The organism is uncultured Thiodictyon sp. (assembly GCF_903828115.1).
GTDB lineage: Bacteria > Pseudomonadota > Gammaproteobacteria > Chromatiales > Chromatiaceae > Thiodictyon.
Window position 1 is genome coordinate 1 of the sequence record NZ_CAIKKU010000288.1, and the last position, 3,456, is coordinate 3,456.

2 protein-coding genes are annotated in these 3,456 nt (G+C 66.2%); one reads left to right on the top strand and one right to left on the bottom strand.

Annotated features, from left to right (window positions below; all coding sequences use genetic code 11):
• Positions 1 to 142: 142 nt before the first annotated feature.
• The gene (rimI, locus tag QZY48_RS10650; protein WP_295430840.1) at positions 143 to 604 is read right to left on the bottom strand and encodes a ribosomal protein S18-alanine N-acetyltransferase; all 462 of its coding nucleotides are present in this window, start codon (positions 602 to 604) and stop codon (positions 143 to 145) included.
• Positions 605 to 952: 348 nt separating this feature from the next.
• Here rimI and nifJ point away from each other — a divergent pair.
• The coding region (gene nifJ / locus QZY48_RS10655) for a pyruvate:ferredoxin (flavodoxin) oxidoreductase (RefSeq protein ID WP_295430841.1) at positions 953 to 3,456 on the top strand (2,504 nt) is incomplete at its 3' end.

Consider the following 3,456-nt stretch of genomic DNA (forward strand, 5'->3'; position numbering starts at 1 on the left):
GTCGCCTCATCGGCGTAAAGCTCCCCACCAAGGGGAGCTTTGTTGGCGAAAACCAAGCCGTTTCCCCGGGCAGCCTCGTTGAAGCAGGAACTTAGCACTGAAGCTACCTATGCGTAGGTTTGGATAGGTCTAAGAGAACGGCTCACAGGGCCAACGCCAGCACCACCGCGTCCTCCCGCCCGTTGCGCGCCGGGTAATAGCCGCGGCGGGTGCCGATCTCACAGAAGCCCTCGGCGGCATAGAGCCCGCGGGCGCCCTGGTTTGAAACCCGCACCTCCAGGAAGGCGGTGTCGGCGCCGCGCCGCCTGGCGAGCCCCAGGAGGCGCCGCAGCAGCCGCCGCCCGAAGCCCAGACGCTGGAAGTGCGGATGGACGCAGAGATTGAGTATGTGGCACTCGTCGGCCCCCACGGACATGACGCCATGGGCGACCACCACCCGGCCCAGTTCCGCGACCCAGCAGTTGTAGCCCACCCGCAGACATTCCACGAAGACCTCCTCCTGCCACGGGAACTCGTAGTTGGCCCGCTCGCACGCCATCACCGCATCCAAATCGGGGGCTTGCATGGGGCGCAGGTGCAGGGTTGGGTCCACGGCGGGGTTCATCCTCGAAAGGCCGGTTCATGGGCCCATAAGCAATTGTTTTTCTGTTGGTTAGCGGCGGCGGGCGAGGGTCCCGCCCGGGGTTTGGAAGAGGGCGGGCACGGTGTTGTTATTCTTTGCATCTTGGCGTCTTGGCGGATTGGCGCGGCCCGGCGGCCGCGGCGGTGACCGGTGCGCACCTTAAGCCACCGGATAAAGATCGCGCCAGCCTGCAATTTTCCGCCGAACCGGCGTGCGACGGCGCCCCCCGCGGGCGATTTTCGGTTTATAGTTCCCCACCAAAAATTTTGGGGGACGTGGATCGTCGTCCGCGCCCTCGCCCCGGTCCTTCCACACTTACGAGAGCAAGCGATGTCGCAATCTGCTGAACTGGTCACCCTCGACGGTAACGAGGCCGTCGCCTATGTCGCTCACATGACCAACGAGGTCATCGCGATCTACCCTATCACCCCCTCCTCGAACATGGGTGAATGGGCGGACGAGTGGTCTGCCCAGGGGGTCAAGAACCTCTGGGGCACGGTGCCGTCGGTGGTGGAGATGCAGAGCGAGGCAGGCGCCGCCGGGGCCCTGCACGGCGCCCTGCAAGGGGGGTCGCTGGCGACCACCTTCACCGCCTCCCAGGGCCTGCTGCTGATGATCCCCAACATGTACAAGATCGCCGGTGAGTTGTCCCCGGCGGTCATCCATGTGGCGGCCCGCGCCCTGGCGGCCCAGGGGCTGTCGATCTTCGGCGACCACTCGGACGTGATGGCAACGCGTGCCACCGGCTTCGCCATGCTCTCCTCGGCCTCGGTCCAGGAGGCGATGGACTTCGCCCTGATCGCGCAGGCCGCCACCCTGCAGAGCCGCGTCCCCTTCGTGCACTTCTTCGACGGCTTCCGCACCTCCCACGAGGTGGTCAAGGTCGAGCGCCTCTCGGTCGAGACGATCCGCACCATGATCGACGAGAACCTGGTGCGCGCCTGCCGGGACCGCGCCCTCAACCCCAACCACCCGATCCTGCGCGGCACCGCCCAGAATCCGGACGTCTATTTCCAGGGCCGGGAGACGGTCAACGGCTATTACACGGCCGTGCCCACCATCGTCCAGCAGACCATGGACAAGTTCGCGCAACTTACCGGCCGTCAGTACCGCCTCTTCGAGTATGTCGGGGCCCCGGACGCCGAGCGGGTGATCGTGATCATGGGCTCCGGGATCGGCGCCACCGAAGAGACGGTAAACGACCTGGTCGCCCGCGGCGAGAAGATCGGGCTCATCAAGGTGCGCCTCTACCGCCCCTTCGATCCGTCCTACCTGCTGGCGGCCCTGCCGGTCACCGCCCGGCGCGTGGCGGTGCTCGACCGCTGCAAGGAGCCCGGCGCCGACGGCGAGCCGCTCTACAAAGATGTGGTCACGGGGCTCGCCCAGGCGCTGGCGGACGGGCGCATGGCCACCATGCCGCGGGTGATCGGCGGGCGCTATGGCCTCTCCTCCAAGGAGTTCACCCCGGGCATGGTCAAGGGGGTCTTCGATGAACTCAAGAAGGACACGCCCAAGAACAATTTCACCATCGGCATCCACGACGACCTGACCCATCTGAGCCTGGACTGGGACCCGAGCTACCGCCCCGACGCCCCCGGCGTCACCGCCTGCGTCTTCTTCGGCCTGGGCTCGGACGGGACCGTCTCGGCCAACAAGAACTCGATCAAGATCATCGCGGAGGAGACGCCCAACTACGGCCAGGGCTATTTCCAGTACGACTCCAAGAAGGCCGGCGCCGTCACCATCAGCCACCTGCGCTTCGGTGCCAACCCGATCCACAGCAACTACCTGGTCGGCGATGACGAGGCGAAGTTCGTCGCCTGTCACCAGCCCAATTTCCTCAGCCGCTACGCGATGCTCAACCACGCCTGCCGCGGCGGCGTCTTCCTGCTCAACTCCGCCACCCCGGCGGATCGGGTCTGGAACGACCTGCCGCGCACCATGCAGCAGGCGATCCTGGACAAGCAGTTGAGCTTCTACGTGATCGACGCCTACGGCATCGCCGAGGCGACCGGCATGGGGCGGCGCATCAACACCATCATGCAGACCTGCTTCTTCGCCATCTCCGGCATCCTGCCGCGCGAGGAGGCGATCGAGCACATCAAGTATGCGGTGAAGAAGACCTACGGCAAGAAGGGCCAGCGCCTGCTCGACCGTAACTACCAGGCGATCGATGCGACCCTGGCCGGGCTGCACAAGGTCACGCTCCCGGGTGAGGTCACCAGCACCTTCGACCGCCCGGCGACGGTCCCGGGCGACGCGCCGGCGTTCATCCGCAACGTCACCGCCTGCCTGATCGAGGGCCATGGCGACAGCCTGCCCGTGAGCCTGATGCCGGTCGACGGCACCTGGCCGACCGGCACCACCAAGTACGAGAAGCGCAACCTGGCACTCAAGCTCCCCGAGTGGGATCGGGACCTGTGCACCCACTGCGGCAAGTGCCCGCTGGTCTGCCCCCACGCGGCGATCCGCGCCAAGGTCTTCCCGGAGGCGCTGACGGCGGACGGCCCGGCCACCTTCCAGCACATCCAGATCAAGGGCAAGGACTTCCCCGCCGGGATGCACATCAGCTACCAGATCGCCCCGGACGACTGCACCGGCTGCGGACTGTGCGTGGACGTCTGCCCCATCCGCGACCGCAAGGACCCCAACCACAAGGCGATCAACATGGTGGACGCCCATGAGCGTCACGGGATCGAGCAGGCCAACTGGGACTTCTTCCTGACCCTGCCGGAGTACGATCGCCGCGAGTTGGACCCGACCAAGATCAAGCACGCGATGATGCTGGAGCCCCTGTTCGAGTTCTCCGGGGCCTGCGTGGGCTGCGGTGAGAC

Coding starts and splice junctions, on each gene's coding strand:
- rimI (WP_295430840.1), bottom strand. CDS start 604: ATGAACCCCGCCGTGGACCCAACCCTGCACCTGCGCCCCATGCAAGCC.